At 68.1% G+C, this 18,544-nt stretch carries 14 protein-coding genes and 1 pseudogene; 6 read left to right on the top strand and 9 right to left on the bottom strand.

The genetic code is table 11. The features are described 5' to 3' along the window. Positions 1-49: 49 nt before the first annotated feature. The 3 genes from ACIBH3_RS24755 to ACIBH3_RS24745 all read right to left on the bottom strand — a co-directional run bounded on the left by ACIBH3_RS24755 (position 50) and on the right by ACIBH3_RS24745 (position 4,982). Positions 50-2,119, bottom strand: a complete 2,070-nt coding sequence (locus tag ACIBH3_RS24755) for a phage portal protein (protein ID WP_396314250.1) — start codon at positions 2,117-2,119, stop codon at positions 50-52. A 362-nt stretch (positions 2,120-2,481) separates the two neighbouring features. Further along, on the bottom strand, positions 2,482-2,850 hold the full coding sequence (locus ACIBH3_RS24750) for a hypothetical protein (protein WP_396314249.1): 369 nt from the start codon (positions 2,848-2,850) through the stop codon (positions 2,482-2,484). A 425-nt stretch (positions 2,851-3,275) separates the two neighbouring features. Then, on the bottom strand, positions 3,276-4,982 hold the full coding sequence (locus ACIBH3_RS24745; protein ID WP_396314248.1) for a DEAD/DEAH box helicase family protein: 1,707 nt from the start codon (positions 4,980-4,982) through the stop codon (positions 3,276-3,278). Positions 4,983-5,169: 187 nt separating this feature from the next. On the opposite strand from ACIBH3_RS24745, the gene ACIBH3_RS24740 reads away from it, so the two are divergent. Further along, a complete protein-coding gene (locus ACIBH3_RS24740; protein ID WP_396314247.1) occupies positions 5,170-5,667 on the top strand; it encodes a hypothetical protein in 498 nt (165 codons plus the stop codon). 43 nt (positions 5,668-5,710) lie between these two features. Here ACIBH3_RS24740 and ACIBH3_RS24735 read toward each other — a convergent pair whose 3' ends face one another. The 3 genes from ACIBH3_RS24735 to ACIBH3_RS24725 all read right to left on the bottom strand — a co-directional run bounded on the left by ACIBH3_RS24735 (position 5,711) and on the right by ACIBH3_RS24725 (position 8,791). Beyond that, the gene (locus ACIBH3_RS24735; RefSeq protein WP_396314246.1) at positions 5,711-6,895 is read right to left on the bottom strand and encodes an AAA family ATPase; all 1,185 of its coding nucleotides are present in this window, start codon (positions 6,893-6,895) and stop codon (positions 5,711-5,713) included. A 445-nt stretch (positions 6,896-7,340) separates the two neighbouring features. Beyond that, positions 7,341-8,489: a hypothetical protein gene (locus tag ACIBH3_RS24730; protein WP_396314245.1), complete on the bottom strand. Its 1,149-nt coding sequence runs from the start codon at positions 8,487-8,489 to the stop codon at positions 7,341-7,343. Positions 8,490-8,560: 71 nt separating this feature from the next. Next, complete coding sequence (locus ACIBH3_RS24725; protein WP_396314244.1) at positions 8,561-8,791, bottom strand: helix-turn-helix domain-containing protein; 231 nt, start codon at positions 8,789-8,791, stop codon at positions 8,561-8,563. Positions 8,792-9,272: 481 nt separating this feature from the next. Here ACIBH3_RS24725 and ACIBH3_RS24720 point away from each other — a divergent pair, with 481 nt between their 5' ends. Further along, positions 9,273-10,244, top strand: coding sequence for a hypothetical protein (locus ACIBH3_RS24720; protein WP_396314243.1), 972 nt, complete (start codon positions 9,273-9,275; stop codon positions 10,242-10,244). A 33-nt stretch (positions 10,245-10,277) separates the two neighbouring features. Next, positions 10,278-10,619 carry a hypothetical protein gene (locus tag ACIBH3_RS24715; RefSeq protein ID WP_396314242.1) on the top strand — a complete coding sequence of 114 codons (342 nt, stop codon included), beginning with the start codon at positions 10,278-10,280 and terminating at the stop codon, positions 10,617-10,619. Positions 10,620-10,712: 93 nt separating this feature from the next. Here the strand turns inward: ACIBH3_RS24715 and ACIBH3_RS24710 are convergent, their stop codons facing one another. The 3 genes and pseudogenes from ACIBH3_RS24710 to ACIBH3_RS24700 form a co-directional block, all read right to left on the bottom strand. Continuing rightward, the gene (locus tag ACIBH3_RS24710) at positions 10,713-11,771 is read right to left on the bottom strand and encodes an HNH endonuclease (protein ID WP_396314241.1); all 1,059 of its coding nucleotides are present in this window, start codon (positions 11,769-11,771) and stop codon (positions 10,713-10,715) included. A 451-nt stretch (positions 11,772-12,222) separates the two neighbouring features. Further along, positions 12,223-12,782 (bottom strand): annotated as a pseudogene (locus ACIBH3_RS24705) (dihydrofolate reductase family protein). A 198-nt stretch (positions 12,783-12,980) separates the two neighbouring features. Then, entirely contained in the window at positions 12,981-15,332 is a 2,352-nt protein-coding gene (locus tag ACIBH3_RS24700; protein ID WP_396314240.1) for a hypothetical protein, read from the bottom strand. 212 nt (positions 15,333-15,544) lie between these two features. Here ACIBH3_RS24700 and ACIBH3_RS24695 point away from each other — a divergent pair, with 212 nt between their 5' ends. The 3 genes from ACIBH3_RS24695 to ACIBH3_RS24685 all read left to right on the top strand — a co-directional run bounded on the left by ACIBH3_RS24695 (position 15,545) and on the right by ACIBH3_RS24685 (position 18,526). Then, positions 15,545-16,126 (top strand): GNAT family N-acetyltransferase, encoded by a 582-nt coding sequence (locus ACIBH3_RS24695; RefSeq protein WP_396314239.1) that lies wholly within the window; start codon positions 15,545-15,547, stop codon positions 16,124-16,126. Positions 16,127-16,954: 828 nt separating this feature from the next. Next, positions 16,955-17,263, top strand: a complete 309-nt coding sequence (locus ACIBH3_RS24690) for a helix-turn-helix domain-containing protein (RefSeq protein ID WP_396314238.1) — start codon at positions 16,955-16,957, stop codon at positions 17,261-17,263. Next, the gene (locus tag ACIBH3_RS24685) at positions 17,264-18,526 is read left to right on the top strand and encodes a tyrosine-type recombinase/integrase (protein WP_396314237.1); all 1,263 of its coding nucleotides are present in this window, start codon (positions 17,264-17,266) and stop codon (positions 18,524-18,526) included. The last annotated feature ends 18 nt before the right edge of the window (positions 18,527-18,544 follow it).

Genomic DNA, 18,544 nt, shown 5'->3' with positions numbered 1-18,544 from the left:
CGTGCCCGCCACGGGCCCTGGGCGGGTGCGTGGCAGGCTTGACGGGGGGTCAGTACTGGATCCGCCATGCCAGGCGGCATCGGCAGTTCAGGGCCTGTCCCGGGGGTGCCTGGGGGTCGCCGGGGTGGCGCAGCAGGTCCTGTCCGACGGCGAAGGGCTGTCCGAGCGGTTGGGTCTGGCCATCGGCGGCTTCGTGCTCGGGTCGGGTCCGGCCGTCGTCGTGGGCGACCCAGCGGCGAACGAGGCCGGCGCGGGCGGTCGCGGCGGCGGCCTGGTCTCGGGCGATCTCGATGGTGGCGGTGGCCAGGCGGTTGGCCGTGCTGGTGGCCCAGGCCGCGAGTGAGCGCCCCCAGTCTCGGGTGGTGTCGGTGATGCCGGTGAGGTTCTTCCCTGCGCGGTCGGCTTGTCGTACTTCCTCGGCGAGGACGCTGGCCTGTTTGGCGAGCCAGTCGGTGAGCAGCGGGGCGAGTGCGGGCCAGACGGTGACCGTACTGGTGCCGGTTGAGCCGAGGGCGGCGTTCAGTTCGTTCGCTGCGGCGTCGGAGGCGTGCTCGATGAGGGGCTGGAGGGCCTGGGTCGCTTCCTGCTGCCACGTCGCTACGTCGATGACCTGCTCGACGGGTAGGTCCTTGCTGCCGGCCCGGGTGTCCTCGGTACCGCGGTCGTCCCAGTGCCGGGTGCCCTTGCGGTGCCGTGGGGCGCTGAGCCGGGCGACGGTACGTTCGGTCCAGCGGACAGTGAGGGTCTGGAGCGCGTCGTCCAGGCGGGTGTGAAGGGTCTCGGCGGCGGTCTGGTCGAGCGACAGGTCGGTGGTGGTGTCGAGGGCCTTGGCCGTACGTGGTGGCTGGCTGGTGGGCGGCGTGGCGGCCGGGGTGAAGGCCTGGGCGTCGGCGGCGCGGGCGGGGACCGGGGTACGGCCGGAGGTGAGCCACAGGGCGCGGGTCGCCGGGGTGTCGTCGACCTCATCGGAGTAGCCGGCGAGTTCGGCGTAGGAGCGGACGGACCGGACGCCGGCGGCGACCTCCTCGCGGGCCTCGGTCAGGCGCTTGGAGCGGGCGTTGCGCAGCACGTCGATGTCGGAGGTGTCGAAGTAGACCTCGTTGCCGTCGCCGGCGTCCTCCTGGAAGCCGGCGGCGAGCAGCGACAGGTGCGGCGGCATGGTGACTTCCCAGAACTGCAGCTTCTCGGCCTGGGCGTTGTCGTAGGTGCGGCCGCTGGCGTTGCCGAGCTGGGATTCGGGGACGCCGAATGCGGCGAGGAGCTCGACCTTGGAGTTGAGGGACACGGTCTCGTAGGCCATGTCCCGTGGGGTGGTGGAGGTGTCGGTGACGGTGATGTTGCCGCCGGTCAGCACGGTCCAGGCACCGGCAGCTGACGGCCCGCCGCCGAACTTGGCGCGCAGCAGGCGCAGTTCGCTATCGTCCATGTCGCCGTCGATGCCGATGACACCGCCGGGCCGGGCGTCGTTGTGGACGAAGCTGAGGTTGTAGTGGCGGGTGAAGAAGTCGAGGTCGGCGGACAGGCCGGCGGCCTCCAGCGGGGTGATGCCGGAGTAGGGGTCGAGGGGGTGGGGGTTGCGGATCCATCGCACCCGGTCCACGTCGAGCGTGCGCAGTTCGCCGGTCGGCGTGACGGTTTCGAAGTGGGAGACGAGGTCCGCACCCTTGCCGGGGACTGGCCTGGTGCGCCCAGGGGGCAGGAGGTCGATACGCAGGAGGTCGCCGCCCCGGCTGAACGTCGGCTCGAGGAAGACGCCGCGTTTGCTGAGCAGGAGCTGCATGCTCGCCCGCTTCTTGAGGATCCAGGCGACCTCGAGGGGGTTGGCCTTGACGTTCATCGCCTGGTACAGCGGGTGGTCGGCGAGCGGCGGCAGGGGCTCATCGGAGCTGTCACTGCGTGGGCGCACACGCAGGAGCCGGTCGGCGGCGTGGTTGGCGATGGTGTCCACGGCCTTGTAGATCCACACGGCGCGTTCCATGCCGTCCTGGACGGCTCGTTCAACGGACCACGGCCGGGCCCGGTCGATGCCGGCGGGCGACCAGTTGAGGGTGTAGTTCGGCTCGCTCTTGGTGTCCGGCGGCGGAGTGCTGCGCAGGGTGGGGAACCATCGGCGGGACATGGGCGGGGCTCCTCCTACTGCTGCTCGTCGTCGCGCCCGAGGATGGTGGCGACGGTGAGCGCGCACAGGCTGGTGCAGGCCGTGCCGAGCCGCGGGTCCGTGGTGTAGGCGGCGGCGTTGAGGCCCGCCGCGCCGAGGGCGAACAGGACTACGGCGGCGATGTCGCGGGCCCCGGGGGGGGGCGGGGGGGGGGGGGGGGCCCGGGGGGGGGGTGGGGGGTGGGGGGGGGGGGGGGCCGCCCCGGGGGGGGGGGGCCGCCCCCCGGCGGGGGGGGGGGCCCCCCCCCGGGGGGGGGCGCGGGCCCCGCGACGTCGTTCTTGGTGCGCGGGCTGGGCCTGCTGGGTGTCGTCACGGCACGCAGGCTAGGCAGCCCCGCTGCTTAGCGTCCCGGTGTGGCTGGCGGCGGGGGTGCGCCGCGCACCCGAGGTGCTGGCGAGGCGGACGGCGGGCGCGGCGGGGGTGCCGGCGGGGTGCGCCTCGGGGGTGCGTCGCTTCCGGGTTCCGACGGGGCCGCCGTGGAGGGTGGGGTCGGAGCCGGGGCACTCGGTGTGCAGGGCCTCGTCGTAGGGCTTGCGGCAGTGAATGCACATCACCTCGGCGGAGGAGACCTTGGTGGTGGCCGGAACGCGGTAGACACCGCGTCGGCGTGCATATGCAGCGCCCTGTGCGTCCACGGGGACGTAGGCGGCGATAACCCATTCATGCGAGAGCTTCTCAGCGGCCGTGGTCATTTGGAAGCTCCTTTCCGAGCGGCCCGGCGGGGACAGGCCTCGTAGCGCATGAACTGATTTGTGAGCACTGATTCATCCTTTTCTCGCCAGGGGCGGTAGCACTTCCGACGTGGGGGTGGAAGCACTCCCGTCTCGACCTAGTTATCCGAGTAAGGAGAAATAGAGGAGCACGGTGAGCGTGGTCCAGATATTTGACACGCCCCCGCCAAAACTCCTGCATCCCCCGACGCCGTCTGGCATATGCAGTACGGCTCGTAAGCGATTCAATAACCGTCAATGCCGCCCCCGCCACTTCTTTTAATGTGACGTCCATCACATAGTTTGACATGCAACCTTTGGGTTCGCCCCCCGTCTAACAGGTGGGATCTGCATGCGCGAATTAGATGGGTCGTCTAACAACTCCCGGCATGCATTCCATAGGTGTCCTATGCGACAAGTCGGACCTTTCGGCGGCGCGCCTGCGGCTCGTACAGAGCAAGCAGCAGGGCCTCCGCCCGGTCCGGAGAACTCACTCCTCTCGCCTTCATCGACCGCTTGGACTCGATCACCGTCCGCCCGGTCGCGCTCGTGCCGAGCTTGGGTGCGGACAGCTGGGCCTGAGTTCGCCGGTCCACGTGCAGGCGTAGCGCCGACGCGGCCGGCGAGACCAGCGCCCGGGTCGCCAGCCACATCTCGTCGCGCTGGGTCGCAGGGCGCAGCGTCGCCGCCTCGTCGTCCCGGCCCGGTGCCTCACTGACGACGACCGACACGATCTCCGCCTCATGCAGCCCTTCCCGTCGCCACGACTCCAGGAGGCCGGCCACACCCCAGCCGACCCCGACCCCGTCGACCTTGACCCGGACCGGGAGGCGGGTGCCGATCGCTCGCGCGAGGACCTGAGCCGCCAGGATCTCGCGCAGCACCACGCCGGCGACCGCGACGGGGTCGGCGTTGTCCTGGCCTGCGGTGGCGTGGCGCAGCTCCACGAGGTCGCCGACCGCGCGGGCGATCACCATCTCGTCGCCGCCGCCGGCAGCGACATCGACGCCCAGGCGCACCCACGCGCCGGCCTTCACCCGGTACGGGGAGGTCTCGCCGTCCAGGCCGAGGCCCTTGAGCACGTGGAAGTCTTCACCGTCCGGCTCGGCGGCGTCGGTTGCGGCCTCGATCCAGGACGCCGGGATCGCCCGGGCCTGGCCGCCGCGCGGGAACTGGGCGTGCACCTTGGCCTGGACGAACGGGGCATCCTCCCCGTGGTCCCGGATCGTGTCCCGCACCCACTCGGGGTCCACAAGGTGGGAGGCGAGCAGGTGCGCCGGCGCCTGCGGAGGGCAGGATCGGCAGCGCCGCGTTCGCTCGCCCGACATCAGCGGGGTGTCGTCGACGCTGATCGGCAGCACATGCACGGCCGGATCGGCGCAGGTCTGCTCGAACCAGCTGCCCTCGTCGTCGGTCGGTGGGTTGCCGATCAGCAGGGCCCGGGTGTGCTCGCCGGTGAGCACACCGCGCATGGCCGCACCGATGATCCGGCCGATACCGCCGGCCTCGTCCACGATGAACATCAACCGCGGTGCGTGGATGCCCTGAACGGCGGACTCGTCGTGGTCAGGAGCCGAGAAGCCGTACGCCACCACGACGTCCGAGCCGTGGGAGTCCGGCATCTTCCACTGAGTGACGCCCACCTCTCCGGGCAGGCCTGCCCGGGCGACGATCTGCCGGATGTGGGGCCACATCTGACGCTGCACCTGCCGGGCACGGGTGGCGGTGGTGACCGTCAGAGCGGTGCCGGGCGGGTGGACGACCGAGGACCAGACGGCCGCTCTCGCCGCGATGTGGGTCTTACCGGAGCCGAAGCACGAGGGGACAGCGACCCGGCGGTGGCCCACCAGCGCTTCCAGGATCTCGCGCTGGCGGCTCCACTGGGATTCGCCGAGGACGTCCTCGACGAAGCCGACGGGGTCGTCGGCCCACAGGGCGTACGGGGTGCCAGCGTCGGCCTTGGCGGCGGCGAGGACCTGGGCCCAGTCCCCGACCGCCAAGCCGTCGTAGAAGCGGCGGCGGAGGGCTGGAGGCGAGGCCGCGAGGTCGGCGTATAGGCGGCGGCCGGCCTTGCCGGGGCGAGGCACGGGCAGGGCTGGCAGGGGCTGCTTCACGGGCTCCCCCACGGGTCGGGATCGATCGACAGGCCACAGTGCATGGCCGTCGGCGGTGTGTCGCGCCGAGCCTCGGGAAAGAAAACTTACGCAAGTCTTCTTTGTAGACTCAGGTCCACTTCTCTGCGAGGCTGGTCCTGCCAGCCGGGGACCGCGAACCCCCGGCCCACACACAAGGAGACCAACCATGGCACTGACCAGCCGGATCACCGCCCGCCACGCGGCCATCGCCTTCGCCGTAGCCGCCGCCTTCACCACCGGAACCACCCTCGCGCCCCGCCCGGACTCCGCCCCGGCCGCTCCCCTCACCCCGACCGCCCCGACGTCCGCGTTCCTGAGCCCCACCCCGGCGCAGCCCGTGATCGCCCCCTCCGCTCCGACCGCCCCGGTCCTGCCGACCTGCCCCGCCCCGGCCGCCGACGCCCCCGGCCTCGCCACCGCCACCCTGACCACTCCCGTTCCCACCATCACCACCCCGGCCGCCCCGGCCACCGTCACTGAGCCCGCCCCGACCGTCACCGTGACGGTCACCGCCACCGCCACCCAGGTGGTCACCGCCCCGACCTCGGCCGCACCCGGCACCAACAGCCCCGCAACGATCCTTCCGACCGCCCCGCAGCCCCCGAGCCCGACCGTCACCCGTAGCCCGCTGCAGCCCACCAACAGCCCGCAGCCGACGCGCTGACCGCCGATCCGGGCCCTTCCTGGACGGGAAGGGCCCGGCTCGTTCACCGGCCCACGTGCTGCGGCGGAAGAGACAGCACCCACCCCTGGGCCGTCTTCGTCGCCACGACACCGAGCTGCGTACGCGCCCGCTGAACTGTGCGCGGCGCCAAGCCCACGTCCGCGGCGGCCACCGTCACGTCCCGGGCCGGTACGGGCCCCTCGGCCAGGAGCTCCTCCAGGAACCTGTAGGCCCCGGTGCTCGCCGGGCGCCGACGGCACAGGTCCGCGCTCGCGATTGCCCGGTCCGTACCGCGCGAGAAGCGGGAGTTCCACACCACCGGCCGATCACTGCCGGCCTGACGGAACTTCAAGCCGCCCATCACCTTCCACGACTCGCAGGAAACCGGTACCAGCGCCATCGAGCTCTCGGGCCCGTTCACAGCCATGTGCACCGCCGCCGTGCTCCCCAGCTCCGCAGCCTCCTGCGCACGGCGCGAAGCCAGCCAGCCCGCCCGTTTGGACGCTTCCCTCACCGCCAGCACGGCCATCCCGAGATGCTCCGACACCTCGCCCAGCGCCCGCAGTGCCCTCTCCGCGGGTACCCGGTAGGGGCACACCAGCATCACGTCCACCACCAGCAGCTCCACGCCCCGTCCGCGCAGCAGTCCCTCCACCTGCGCCACATCCGCCGGCAGCCGCAGCCCCCGCTGACCCCCACGCCCGCCCAGGACCTCAATCACTTCGGTCCGCTCGACATCCGCACCCGAGGCTGACAGCAGCCGCCGTACGTCCGCCGTGGTGTGCGGCGCCGTCAGCACCACCACACCCCGGCCCGTGGGCGGGTGCTGGCCGTCCGGCAGGACAGACCCGGCAGAAGCCCGAGCAGCCACATCCAGCGCCACCGTCAGGGTGTTGACGCCGTCCTCCCCATCGATCAGCGTCAGGCCGACCGATGGAAGGTAGCCCGGCCAGATCCAGCCCGGACCGTCCTCGAACGCCGGCGGCGGTACCACCACGTACTGCGCGCCGATCCTCAGAGCCGCCGCCACGTCCTGCGGGTCGCAACCCGCACCCAGGCAGTCCAACTCGACTCGGCCATCGCCGGCAGCAAGCACGAGAAGCGAGCCTTGCCGGTCATCGTGGGCTGGGCACCTCGCCAGCCATCCCCCCTCGGTCAGCCTCACGTTCCCCCAGCGGCGCAGCGCTTCCCGCACCACCTCGTAAGAGCTATCCGACAACACGATCATTCTCCCTTCGTTCAATCGGCGAGCATCGCGTCGCTTCGCAGCGATGCGACCCCGCGCCCTCTGTCAACATGCCAACCAGGCAAGCAAGCTGACGCCACAACAGCTCGTGAATACAGGACGTCCCAGCTGGCAGGCGGTTGCGCCAAACCGAGTAGCCTATCCCCGCCCCGGGCCCGGGCCACAGGCCCCGAAGTCCCTGTTCGCTGGGCCAGGCGGGCACGTCGCCATGTGCGGCACAAAGAGCCGCTCGTACGGCAGCAACGGCAGCTCCCGGGTGGGCCGGCGTGAGCGAACCGTCCCGACGCCATCCCGGTAGACCTCGGTGTTCCCCCCGGCGGGAAGGCTGAGGATCGATGGCCAGACGCGCCCCCGAGTCGGTCACCGTCCAGTGCACCGGGCGCCGGAACCTCCGACACCTCGACAGCCCTCGACGCGGCAACACGGCTCACACCCCGCCGGTCGCCGGATACGGGACGGCAAGGAGCGCAGCCACCTGCCGCCAGCCGTACATCGCCACCGCGTTCGCCTGACCGTGCTCGGCGATCGCCTCCAGAACAGCCACCGGATCCACCGCTCCTTGGCCGCCTCCGGGCAGCGCCGCCATCAGTGGACGCTGCCCGGGCATGACCGTCGACGCCGGGCGCCTCCCGCCAGCAGGCGGCGCGTCCACAAGCGACAGCGTCCTCGGTCCGGCTGCTGGCGAGCCCTCTTCCAGCGCGATCCGCCGCTCGATGCCCGCGAACCGCTCGGCCACCGACACCTGCGCCGCATCCGCCACCCCCCGGTGCTGTGCCGGACGGGACCGGCGATCCGGGGCCTGCACCGCAGGCGCCCCCGGCTGAACCCGCTGCTCCCGCACCCACTTGCGCCACATCGCCGGCCAGTCGGCGCCCTGCGTGCCACGACCACGGTGCCAGTCCACGAACGCCTCCGTCGTGGCTGCCAGACCCTCCCGACCGCCGAGCCGGTCGAGGTGCCCCTCGGCAGACGCCCACAACAGGGCCGCCTCGTCGGGTTCGAAGCTGTCCGGAAGTGGGTGCCGGCGCGCCGGCCCCAACGGACGTACAGGCTCTCCACACACATCAACCCCCTCCCTTCGGGAGGGGAGGGCAGGGGCCGGGCGCGCGCGAGGATCATTCCGGTCCCCGGGGGACTCAGGTTCCTGAGCTGCACCGTTACCGCCAGCGGGCTCGCGATTGGGTGCTCGGCTGTCCGGCGAGGCGTCATCATCGGCGGGCGGATGACCGCCGCCGCGCTGCTGGCGCTTCTTCTCCGCCGCGCGGCGGCGGCGCTCCTGCACCTGCCGGCGGCTGGGGTTGGCGTCCAGGTAGTCGTGCATCACGAAGTCGCCCTCGCGGACCTGCGGGCACTTCGGGCAGGTGTGCCGTGCCGCGTGCCACAGCCCGGCCGCCACGAGCTTCCGGATCTGCGAGGCGGTGCCGTTCTTCGCGGCGACCGCTCCGGGGATCACGCCGTCGGTCAGGTGGGCGCTGGCGTAGGCGCCGCAGCGCAGCCATAGCCCCATGGCGGCGTTGCCCGCCGCAAGGGTCTTGAAGTGGTCGTCGGTGCTGTCTCCAACAGCGAACCAGGACATGCCGGTGTCTCCTACCAGGGTCGTGTGCCGGGGCCGCAGTCCGGCAGGTGAGTAATCGGGCGCTGGACCGTTCAGGCCGCCGCGTCCGTGGTGGCCGCCGCGTCGATGCCGAGCAGGGCGCGCAGCTTGGCGGTGGGAACGAGGAGCCGCCGGCCGACCGAGATCGTCGGGATCTCGCCGCGCCGGGCCGCGTTGTAGCTCGCGGCCTTCTGGAGGCCGAAGAGCCGGCCGGCCTCCGGCACCGTCATGGTCGGCTGAACCCGCGGGTCGGGCAGGACGGGAATGTCGTGTGTCGTCGTCATGACCGCACCCTGTCCCGGCCCGGGCCTTTTCGTCCTGCCGTCCACCTCCAGCACCATCTGTCTCGGCACATCTCACCAGGCACACGCGCGGTACAGGCGAGACCACATTCGTGCAGGTCAAAGGGCATGCACACCGCAGATGGCGTTCTTGGCGCGAACGAGCTGACACAGGGCCACCTAAGTACTGGGGGCCTTTGACCTGCCGAAACTCCCTGTCTCACCTGCCAGTTGTTCGCCTGTTGTCCACGCCCGTATCTGCGCGCCGCCGCCAGGGCCACCACTGTCCAAGCTCGACGCGACCCAAGAGCGCCCGCGCGCATACGGTCACGCCAACTCCTCCACCGTCCCTCGGGTCTGCGCCCCAAGAAGCCCAGGTCCGTGACTGTGGGGCACGCCCTGCACGCCGGCCCACCACGGGCCCGAGCACCGGATGAGAGGCCATGACCACGTACCACCCGCACCACCGGCTGGAGGCGATCCGATGAGCAGCAACGGCTCGGTGTACCGCCGATGCACCTGCCGCGAACCCGTCCGCGACGAGAACGGAAACCAGGTCCTCGATGCCGGCGGCAAGCCCAAGACGCGGGAGCTCGGCTCGAAGTGCCCCAAGCTCAAGGGCAAGAAGGATCACGGCACCTGGTGGGACTACCTGCCCCTCAAGCCTGGCCCCGATGGCAAGCCCCGGCGCGACCACAAAGGCGGATACGAGGACAAGGACAAGGCCCAGGAGGCGCTGAGCAAGGCCATCGGGAAGACCGACCGCGGCGAGGTGATAGATCACCGCACGACCGTGGCCCAGTTCCTGACCAAGTGGCTGGAGGGCAGGAGAACCCTCGAGCCCACGACTGCCAGCTCCTACAGCAGCCACATCCGCAACTACCTGATCCCCGCGCTCGGCGACATCAAGCTGGAAGACCTGACAGTCGGCCCGATCCGCGACATGTTCGACGAGATCGAGGCGCGCAACCTGGTGATCCAGTACGAGGTCGCGTTGGTCGCCAAGGCACGGGCGGAGTACGCCGAGTGGAAGGCCGTCTACGGCCGCAAGCCCGACCGGCCGAAGGCCAACGCTGAGCCGCCCGCCGTCCCGCCCCCCGTGATACCCAAGCGCGAGCCGCACCCGCAGATGCGGGTTGTGGCTCCCGCGACGATGCAGCGCATCCGCGCGACGCTTCGGTACGCCCTCACCCAGTCGATCCGGGAACTGCGGATCACCACGAACTGGGCGAAGCTTGTCGAGCTGTCCTCCGGCGAGCGGCCGAAAGCCTTGCTGTGGACACCTGAGCGCGTCGCGGAGTGGCGGCGGACCGGCGAGAAGCCGTCGAGGGTGATGGTCTGGACGCCCGAGCAAGCGGGACAGTTCCTCGACGCGATCGAGAACGACTGGCTCCGCGCCTTCTGGCACCTCGCGATCTTCCGAGGCCTCCGGCGTGGCGAGGGAGCCGGGCTGTAATGGGCCAAGACCAGCCTCGACACCGCAATCACCGTGGACTGGCAGATCGTGACGGTGGACGGCAAGCCGATCGGCAAGGCCCCGAAGCAGGACAGCGTCCGCACGATCGCCCTCGACAGCCACACCCTCCAGGAGCTTCGGGACCACCGCGACCGCATGGATGAAGCCCGGAAGAAAGCCGCCGACGCCGGCCTACCGTGGCCCGAGCACGGCAGCGTCTTCGTCCGCGAGGGCGGCGCCCCGATCAACCCGGACTACCTCACCGACCGCTTCGACCTTCCAGAGCCTAATTCGGGACGAAGTGGCTGTGGGTTCATTCCTGCCCGCTGCGACTCGATGGGTGCCGCAGCGGGCAGGATCAACGGCTGCAGGTAGGTGTAGGCGCCCGGGGTAGTGGAGTACCGCTGAGTGGCCATGTTGCGTCGCGTCAGAAGCAGCCTGGCAGGTGCTGAGCCGCCTCATCGCATTTCAGGTGGCCGCCCTGTCTCGACTCTCAATGTCGGGTCGCTGGCCTGGCAGCTGCGGCGTGGCGCTGCGGGCCTGCTCCTGCACCAGCGCTCGGAGCTTGGCCGGTGTGGGCCAGGGAGCGCTGCGGTGAATCATGCGGTGACAGTTCGAGCAGATAAGCGCAAGGTCGGCAAGCTTCGTCGTGCTCTCTCCTGCCTCGTGCAGCGGTACCACGTGATGGCACTCGATGTAGCCCGCACCACGCTCGCCGTAGATCTGGCCGAAGTCGAAGCCGCAGGCTTCGCAAGCCAGCGTGCCGCCCTTCTTGAGCACCGAAGCGATCTTCTTCTTGCGGAGACCCTTGTTGCGCTCACGCGTGCGGTGGCGCCGGTAGAGCACACGGCCTTCCGGGGCGCTCGACTCTTCGTCGTCCTCTTCCTCGTCCTCGGGAAGCACCGGCTCAAGGGTGCCATCTCGGAGTCCGTCGCGCAGGAGCTGTGCTGCCTGCGCCATTTCCGCTGGACGATTGAGGAAGTCTTGCAGCACCTCCCGGTCCAGTTGACCGCCGTTCGTCGGATTGCCCTGGTAGTCAGGGTGGAAGCTGGCGATGTTGAGGGTCTTGTACGCGGCGCCGTTGCGGTTGCGGTACTCGACCGCCCGCTGCTCGGGTGGGTAGGCGGCAAGGCGCTGCAGGAGGTCGGATAGCTCTGCGATGCGAGGATCCGAGGCCGAGAGGCCTTGCCAGCCGTTTCGGGCGACTACGTCGCAGGCCAGGATCAGCTCATCGCGGGTCCACTTCGGGCTGCGAGACGCGCCGATCCGGAAGCCCTCGCGCTTGAGCCAATCCACGGCACGACCCAGGCCACCGTGCAACTCGTCGAAGGCGAGCGGCCGGCCGTGCTGGTGCTTGTGGGCAACTCCTGCAACGGCCTTGGAGTCGTACTCCTTACCGTCGTGTAGAACCAGGTACTTGCGGGCTTCCTTGTAGCCGTACAGGTCGAGGAAGGCTTGGCGCCCCAACTCTTCATACTCCTGCAGGGTCTTGAGGATGTCGTCCCGCGAAATGGCTCCCTTTTCCATGGCCAGAGCTTACGGGTCCGGTCGGACACTCTCCCGTACCGTTCTGTGGACTGAGCGGCATTGGGGGCTCCTGGATTCCGCTGACGGCAGATCCTGACGGCAACACCGACGTACATGAGACGGCAAGGAAGGCTGCCGGCGCCCGGCTGCCGGGAGGGGCGTGCGGCTTCGCCGTGCCTGTCCGAGAGGTCGAACGAGCTTACAAGCAGATGTCGGCGGTTCGAAACCGTCCGCACCCACTTTGGACGACCACGGGTCGTCAGCACGAAGAGCCAGTTCGGAGGCATGATCCTCACGAACTGGCCCTCACTCGTTCCCGGCGTCGGCGAGGCGCTCAGTCCGGTCGTGCCATCCCCGTGCCAGCTCCGGCCGGTGGATCTTGCTTCCCCAGGGCCATCCTGACCGCTTCGCCCATCCGGTTCGGCGATGCCCGGTCACGGTTGCGAGCCGGCTAGCGCGCCACGCGGGAGCGGAGGTAGACGACTCTCGAGCTGAAGGTGCGGGTCTCGACGAGCTTGAGATTCACCCGGCGCTCGCGCTGGGGAAAGAACGGAGTGCCACCGCCAACCAGCAGCGGGCAGACCCTGGCCCGGTACTCGTCGATCAGCCCCAACGCGGCCACCTCGGCGGCGAGAGTCGCACCGCCGATCGCGATGTCGCCCCTCCCCGGCTCGGCTCGCAACCGCTCGATCTCCTCCGCAGGCCGCCGGAGGCCAGGCGGGCATTGCCCTGCACCGCCGACAGCGTGGTGGAGAACACCACCTTTGGGGGCTTCCAGATCGCGGCCCACTCGAGCACCGAGTCGTCGAGCGATGGATCCTGGTCGGCGGTCTCCCAGTACAACATCGTCTCGTACAGCCGTCGTCCCAACAGGTGGACACCGACCTCTCGTATCTCGTCGGTGACGAAGCGAAAGACCTCCTCGTCGGGCGCCGTCCAGTCGAAGTCGCCGTCCGGCCCGACGATGTAGCCGTCAAGCGAGACGCTCATCGAATAGGTCACGCTGCGCATCAGAAGTCCTCCTCGGTGGTTCCACAGTACGACCGCCGGACGCCGCAGGACTCATCGCGGCTCGCGGGATCCCCTCGGCCGAGTCACCTCACGAGATCATTTCGTTGAGAAAACCTCAGTGGGGTGCCCTGCCGGGTTGCAGGCTGGGCACCCCGGCGATCGGCTCGCGCTATCGACTGTTCGTCAGCCACAGGCTTGCTAGACGGAGTCCAGGTCATCGAAGATGGATCGGCTCCCCGGGGTATCGCCGTCGACCTCTTCCTCCGCTTCATCCAAGTCGCCACCGCACAGGCCTGGCGAGTACAGGCGTCTCCGGATTGCGTCACCGGTCCATTCGAGTTCAGCAAATGCCTCTGGGCGATCCTCGAAGGCAATGCGATATGCCTCGACCGCAGCCTCGTAGCGCTGGGCGACGCTAAGCCAATCCCCCTCATCGGATTCACCCCATTCAATGCACTCACCCGAACCGTCTAGCACGTCCACCAGCTCAGGGATGATTTCACGGAAGACTCGATCACGGAGTTCTTGATATTCGTCGGCCGTGGCCAGCTCCGCAGTCGCCGAGGTCTCCGCCCAGTAGAATTCGAAGTCCAGATCGACACTAAGGGATGTCGATGTATCGAAGATTTCAGAAACGGCAGCCCCCCGCACCTCTTCCGAGAGAAGACCTGTCCTGTACAGTCGCGCCAAGAGCTGAATTCCGCTTGCCCCGAAGCGAAGCGTTCGCGTATCAGCGAACTTGCCAACGATACTCTCGCCCAAGTCTGCGAGCCTCAGCAGGAAAGCGTCATTGCAGCAAGAGATCAGAAACTCTACGAACGCGGGCGACTCGCATAGAGGCTGACGATCATGGAGTGCGGAGATTCGATCGACAAGGAGGCCGTAGCACGCCTCCGGGATAGTGACTGTCTCACTTTCAGCATTTTGACTGATTCCGCAGTCGACAATGCTGAGCAAGTCCCTTTTGGTAAGTCCAGAGATAAAGATCTCAACCAACTCGGGGTTCTCCCCGATGTGCTTTGCGAGAGCGTTGGCCAGGCTAGGGTGATAGAACTTCCATCGCGGGCTTGTTTGAGCGTCAACCCTCAGGAGGAACGAACCTTCCAAACGACCAATAGCTTGAGTCACTCCAGCCTTGGTACCGCCCAGGAGATCCAGTACTTCTACTTCCCTTGCCGTAAATGCGAGAGGTGACCTCAGCCCCCCGTCGGCCATGTACACCAGACATAGCGCCGAGAGTGAGTCTTGATCCAGTCCTCTCAGCACCTCACATTGATGATCAATTGGTTTTTCAAAGAAGTCCAACAGCAGCTGCTCTGATCCGCCATCGAGCCTGGATGACAGGTATGTATTTCCCAGCCTTCTGGCCTGCTCGGGGGAGAAGGAATTGGAACGGGCCACCGCAGGCAGGTGGGCCTTAATCTCTCCGAGGAAGCTTCTAGGCTGATCTCCATGCTTGAGGTGACTGTAGAGAATCTGCTCTCTCTCGTTCACCGCCAGAGCGCCAGGAGAAACAGTCACTCGGCAGTCGAAGAGCTCCCTTGCGCTTCCCTTGAATTCGCGCTCTGCGCCTTTAAGGACATAGTCGCGGCTAGTGAAGATGAAACGTGCGCCACTCTTGATCGCAGTTCGTATCAGACCATAGTTCCGATCCCACTTTTCGGCAGCCCCCACATCAAGCCTATAGGCACCAAACGCGTCATCAACCCAGAAGAGCTGGCCCGTTTCGTAAGGATTCCATGCATCCTTAAATTCCTCGGGCGAGTCAATCAAAGTGACAGCACAGCCATAAGCATCCACGGCGCCCATGACGAGGGCAGCTGAGCTAGCCGACTTTCCAGAGCCTGCCTTACCCTCCAGAATGACGAAACTGCGACTATCCAGATATGCCATGGCCTGTGCGTAGAATTTGGTCCGTACAAACGTAGCCAGGCTCTCGTCCCCTAGATGCGCCAGGAACGCATGGGCTTGACTGTACCGCCTTTCGTCGAGAATCTGAGTCAGGTCGCCCAGCCCATACAGCCGAGGAATGTTTCTACGCAGATTCACGCTACTGGCAATGACTTCCTGCATCCAGGTGCCGCTCAGCACAAGAACATGCGCGGCGCCAGCCGCACGAAGCCTCTCGCGCATCACCTTCTCACTCGTGGCTGTGACGCGCGCGTTAGTCATGAGAATATAGGTCGAGCAGATTTTGTCTGCCACGAGTTTTCGGACCTTCTTCACCTCACTGGCGATATCCGATGGCGTCAGCGTTTCCGATTCGTTCTGGGTAAACTTGCATTGAATGACGAAAGGCCCCGCCAGCCGGCTCGCCCCCGCGCCCCCGAACGGCGCCGGCGCCTTCGGATCAGGATCCCAATCACCATAGAAGGCGCCGTCCCGTCCACCGTCGCGGCCCTCGGTGAAGCTCACAACGGTCGGCCCCAGAATCTCTCGCATGACGGCCAACGCCAGATCCTCGAACGCTCGCCACCCAAGGGTATGCAGCCGATAGCTTGGGCGAGCGAACGCCTCTCCGGGATACCGAGTGGACTGTGAACTGGTCATGCACCCGAGGCTACTTGGTCATCCTGACGCAGATGCCAGAACGGCAGCCACCACGGCTCTTGGCCGCCGACCGGGGGACGGGGCCATGCCTGGTCAGTACGAACCCGTCCATCCCAGCCAGCGAGTCGAGCTCACGGCCAGCGCCAACTCACCGGGCAGCCACGCAAAGCCGGACGTAATCTCCTTGCCGCGGTTCCTGCGGCCCGTGAACGATGAGCGCCATGGAGCTGCCGAGTAGATCCGTTGACTGCGGAGACTTCGCCTTGCGGAGATGGAGAGCGGAGAGCGACTTCCGCCCTCTCTTCCAGCTGATCGAAGAGTCGCTCGACCACCTTCGGCCGTGGATGCCGTGGGTGGCCCGCCACAGCAGAGAGACGACCGCCAACTTCCTCGCCAGGTGCGATCCAGGGTGGGAGAGCGGCGACGCGTTCAGATACGCGATCACCCGAGATGGGACCTTGGCCGGCAGTATCTCCCTGTACCGCGCTGCCGATGGGCGAGGTCAGGTCATGGGGTACTGGCTGCACCCGGCCGCTACCGGGCGAGGGCTGGCGACCAGAGCAGCCTCTGCCCTGGTCACCGAGGCATTCGCCATGCCCGAAGTGGAGTACGTGGAGATCGTCCATGACCTGGCGAACAAGGCCAGCGGTGCTGTGCCAAAGCGCCTGGGCTTCTCTGAGGTGCGGCGCGAACCGGCCCAGCCTCCGTTGGCACCTTCAGACGCGGGTATCAATGTCGTCTGGCAGCTGAACCGCCCTGGACCCGCGAGAACAGCTGTCACCCGTGCGACCTAGGTAGCGGTAGGAACAGCTGCCACGCCGGGAGACGGGAGGAGCAACACGGGAGCCCGTCGAGGTGGTGGAGCGGCAGCGGAACCCTGCTACCAGTCGCTATCCGCTCCGTTCCGGGGACACCCCGGATGGCGTTCCGCAGCAGCAGTGGTCACGGAAAGCGATCCTGGCCTATGCCGGCTTGTGGGACCGGTGGTGCTCCGAGGGCAGTTCGGGGCCGATCGGGGGGAGCGCGGGGGCGGCGTCCCCGGCCCGTCCCCGGCGGTGGGCATTTCGGGCACGAGAGCCGCTCAGCAGTGCCCGCTCAGAATATGCTGGAAACCAAAAGAGACCAGGTCAGACGGTGTCTCACCTGGTCTCTCATCAAGTGGGCCGCCAGGGGCTCGAACCCTGAACCTACGGATTAAGTCCGCAGCTCTTGAGTTAGCCTCGGCTCGACGTAGGACGTCAACAGCCCTGGACCCTTACGTCGATCGCCTAGCGTAGCCGTTCCTCTTCATGCGGCCTGTTGCCTAGCCCTCCGGCCGCGACCCACCAGGCAAGAACGCCATCTGCTGCCTGCACCACGGCCCAGCGCCGACAAGCGACCCGCTGCTCTGGATGACCTGCGCAGACCCAGCCCGCAGCGGGCGCTCTTCAGCAATCACAGGCGTGAGGTCGCCAGCTACCCGGCACGCCCGCTGAATCTCGACGCGCTCTGAAGAACGCCATGTGCGTACGGTCTGCCTAATTCAGCACGCCGAACCCTGTTCCGCCCGTCCAGGTGGCCAGGTGACTGTGGGCGTGCCCGGCCGAGCCCAAGCGGCTCCACCACCCCGCCAGAGGGAGACCATGTACGCCCGACCCCGCGTTCCCGCCGTAAGCCGGCTCTCGGTTCCGGCCCCGGCCGTCGCCGCAGCCCCCGCGTACGAGGCCGATCCGGCAGCGGAGTTCGACCTCCTGCACAGCGGCTGGTACTCGACGGAGGAACTCGCCACGCTGCTGAAAGTCGACCCCTCAACCCTGCGACGCTGGCGCTCTGCCACTCCCCCGCAGGGACCGCCCTTCGTGCAGATCGCGCCCCGGCTCTACCTCTACAGCATCCCCGACACCCAGCTGTGGCTCGCCCAGAAGCGCACCGACCCATCCGAGGCAGCCTGAATGTCCGACCCCACCCAGCTCATCCCCATGGGTGTCGACCTCACCACCGACATCGAGCACCGCCCCGACCGCCGCCCGCAGTTCCGCTACCGCGCCCGCGTGCGCTGGACGGACCCCAACGGCGGCGGCCGCAAGTCGGCTTCCTCCTCCGTCCCCACGGAGACGGAAGCCGAGGCCTGGATTGCCCGCATGAAACGGGCCGCAGCACGCGGCATCACCCCCAAGACCCTGACCATGACCCTCGCCGAGTACGGCGACGAGAACTGGGACCTGGCGATGCGCGGCCTGGAGACCACCACCCTCGACCCCTACACAGCCGGCTGGAAGCTGCGCGTCACCCCGGTCCTCGGCCACATACCCGTCACCAACATCACCAACGGCATCACCGACCGGGCCCTCCACTCGTGGATCGCCGACGGACTCAGCATCTCCTCCGTCAAGAACAGCCTCGCCCCGCTCGTCCGCATCATGGAGCAAGCCGTCCGCGACGGCCTCATCGACTTCAACCCCTCACGCATGAGCGGCTGGCAACGCCTCTACAAGAAGGCCGAGGACGAACTCGACGACCCCCGCTCCCTCGCCCTCGCCGACTGGGACGCCCTCGACCAACTCGCCACTGCCCTCGTCGAACGCTCCCACAACCACTACCGCGGCTGGGGCGACATCGTCCGCTTCGCCGCCTGCACCGCCGCCCGCATCGGCGAAGTCTCCGGCGTCCGTGTCAAGGACATCAACCGCTTCGACTGGACCTGGGACCTGTGCCGCCAGACCACCACCGGCCCCGGCGGCCTCATCGACAAGGGCACCAAGGGCAAGCGGCGGCGCACCGTCCCCATCATCGAAGAGATCCGCGACCTCGTGAACTGGCGCATGAACGTGGTCGGCAACGACCCCATGGCCCGTCTGTTCACCGGGCCGCGCGGCGGCCGGATCACCACAGCCATCCTCCGCGACGCCACCCACTGGGACGAAGTCGTCGTCAGCCTCGGCTACGAGTACCTGCGCCGGCACGACCTCCGGCACACCGGCCTCACCTGGCTCGCCGACGCCGGCGTCCCCATCCACGTCCTCCAGAAGATCGCAGGACACGGACACATCACCACCACCCAGCGCTACCTCCACCCGGACAAAAGCTCCATCGAGAACGCCGGCCGAACCCTCAGCAGGCACTTGTCAGGAGACCGGACCACCCCGCAGACGGCGGCCTCCGCCCAGGCGGCATCGACAGAGGCGCCAGTTCGTCATCTGCGTCTCGTCCAATAGACGGCCGAAACGGGCAGC

The sequence above is a fragment of the Kitasatospora sp. NPDC050543 genome, assembly GCF_044457565.1.
Lineage (GTDB): Bacteria > Actinomycetota > Actinomycetes > Streptomycetales > Streptomycetaceae > Kitasatospora.
Note: the sequence above shows the minus strand (reverse complement) of the source record. Positions and strands in the feature narration are given on the sequence as shown.

Excerpts from the sequence above, each read along its gene's own strand:
- ACIBH3_RS24730 (WP_396314245.1), bottom strand. The coding sequence starts at position 8,489 with ATGTCCTGGTTCGCTGTTGGAGACAGCACCGACGACCACTTCAAGACC.
- ACIBH3_RS24685 (WP_396314237.1), top strand. The coding sequence starts at position 17,264 with ATGTCCGACCCCACCCAGCTCATCCCCATGGGTGTCGACCTCACCACC.
- ACIBH3_RS24755 (WP_396314250.1), bottom strand. The coding sequence starts at position 2,119 with ATGTCCCGCCGATGGTTCCCCACCCTGCGCAGCACTCCGCCGCCGGAC.
- ACIBH3_RS24700 (WP_396314240.1), bottom strand. The coding sequence starts at position 15,332 with ATGACCAGTTCACAGTCCACTCGGTATCCCGGAGAGGCGTTCGCTCGC.
- ACIBH3_RS24740 (WP_396314247.1), top strand. The coding sequence starts at position 5,170 with ATGGCACTGACCAGCCGGATCACCGCCCGCCACGCGGCCATCGCCTTC.
- ACIBH3_RS24695 (WP_396314239.1), top strand. The coding sequence starts at position 15,545 with ATGAGCGCCATGGAGCTGCCGAGTAGATCCGTTGACTGCGGAGACTTC.
- ACIBH3_RS24690 (WP_396314238.1), top strand. The coding sequence starts at position 16,955 with ATGTACGCCCGACCCCGCGTTCCCGCCGTAAGCCGGCTCTCGGTTCCG.
- ACIBH3_RS24750 (WP_396314249.1), bottom strand. The coding sequence starts at position 2,850 with ATGACCACGGCCGCTGAGAAGCTCTCGCATGAATGGGTTATCGCCGCC.
- ACIBH3_RS24720 (WP_396314243.1), top strand. The coding sequence starts at position 9,273 with ATGAGCAGCAACGGCTCGGTGTACCGCCGATGCACCTGCCGCGAACCC.
- ACIBH3_RS24710 (WP_396314241.1), bottom strand. The coding sequence starts at position 11,771 with ATGGAAAAGGGAGCCATTTCGCGGGACGACATCCTCAAGACCCTGCAG.
- ACIBH3_RS24725 (WP_396314244.1), bottom strand. The coding sequence starts at position 8,791 with ATGACGACGACACACGACATTCCCGTCCTGCCCGACCCGCGGGTTCAG.
- ACIBH3_RS24735 (WP_396314246.1), bottom strand. The coding sequence starts at position 6,895 with ATGATCGTGTTGTCGGATAGCTCTTACGAGGTGGTGCGGGAAGCGCTG.